Origin of the sequence: Chryseobacterium sp. 2VB (assembly GCF_005503635.1) — a bacterium.
In the GTDB taxonomy this organism is placed as follows: Bacteria; Bacteroidota; Bacteroidia; order Flavobacteriales; family Weeksellaceae; genus Chryseobacterium; species Chryseobacterium cupriresistens.
Genome location: NZ_SCNC01000055.1, coordinates 1 through 1456, shown reverse-complemented (window position 1 = coordinate 1456; position 1456 = coordinate 1). Strand labels below are relative to the sequence as shown.

The window sequence follows — 1456 nt, the reverse complement described above, 5'->3', positions numbered from 1 at the left end:
AAAGAAGTTAGGCTCCAAGTAAGTAAAGGGTGGTATTTCAACGTCGGCTCCACAAACACTAGCGTGCCTGCTTCAAAGCCTCCCACCTATCCTACACATTACTTACTCAAAGTCAATACGAAGTTATAGTAAAGGTTCACAGGGTCTTTTCGTCCCATTGCGGGTAATCGGCATCTTCACCGATACTACAATTTCACCGAGCTCGTGGCTGAGACAGTGCCCAGATCGTTACACCATTCGTGCAGGTCGGAACTTACCCGACAAGGAATTTCGCTACCTTAGGACCGTTATAGTTACGGCCGCCGTTTACTGGGGCTTCAGTTAATGCCTTCGCTTACGCTAAGCACCTTCCTTAACCTTCCAGCACCGGGCAGGTGTCAGACCCTATACAGCATCTTTCGATTTAGCAGAGTCCTGTGTTTTTGATAAACAGTCGCCTGGGCCTCTTCACTGCGGCCACCATTGCTGATGGCGTCTCTTCTTCCGAAGTTACGAGACTATTTTGCCTAGTTCCTTAGCCACGACTCACTCGAGCACCTTAGGATTCTCTCCTCGACCACCTGTGTCGGTTTTGGTACGGGTTGCTTCACTTCGGCTTTTCTTGGATCAGATTACACTACAGCAGCTTCGCCCGAAGGCTAGGCCTTGACTATTCCGTCAGTCTCCAGCAGCTACATCCAACCGTCCCCTTTTATTGTGAGCAAGTATGGGAATATTAACCCATTGTCCATCCACTACCCCTTTCGGGTTCGCGTTAGGTCCCGACTAACCCTCAGCTGATTAGCATGGCTGAGGAAGCCTTGGTCTTTCGGTGAGCAGGTTTCTCGCCTGCTTTATCGTTACTTATGCCTACATTTTCTTTTCTATCCGCTCCACAATACCTCACAGTACTGCTTCAGCGCAAATAGAATGCTCTCCTACCAGATATATCTAAAATATAAATCCATAGCTTCGGTAATATGTTTATGCCCGATTATTATCCATGCCGGACCGCTCGACTAGTGAGCTGTTACGCACTCTTTAAATGAATGGCTGCTTCCAAGCCAACATCCTAGCTGTCAATGCAGTCCAACCGCGTTGTTTCAACTTAACATATATTTGGGGACCTTAGCTGTTGGTCTGGGTTCTTTCCCTCTCGGACATGGACCTTAGCACCCATGCCCTCACTGCCGTAGAACATTTATTAGCATTCGGAGTTTGTCAGGAATTGGTAGGCGATGAAACCCCCGCATCCAATCAGTAGCTCTACCTCTAATAAACTTATATACGACGCTGCACCTAAATGCATTTCGGAGAGTACGAGCTATCTCCCAGTTTGATTGGCCTTTCACCCCTACCCACAGGTCATCCGAAGACTTTTCAACGTCAACCGGTTCGGTCCTCCACTCTGTGTTACCAGAGCTTCAACCTGCCCATGGGTAGATCACAAGGTTTCGCGTCTAATCCTACTAACTAT

Annotated in this window: 1 rRNA gene; it reads right to left on the bottom strand. The window is 48.1% G+C overall.

Annotation, left to right across the window (positions count from 1 at the left end):
- Window positions 1–1456: ribosomal RNA gene (locus tag FFS26_RS22345) — 23S ribosomal RNA — on the bottom strand; the annotation flags it as partial.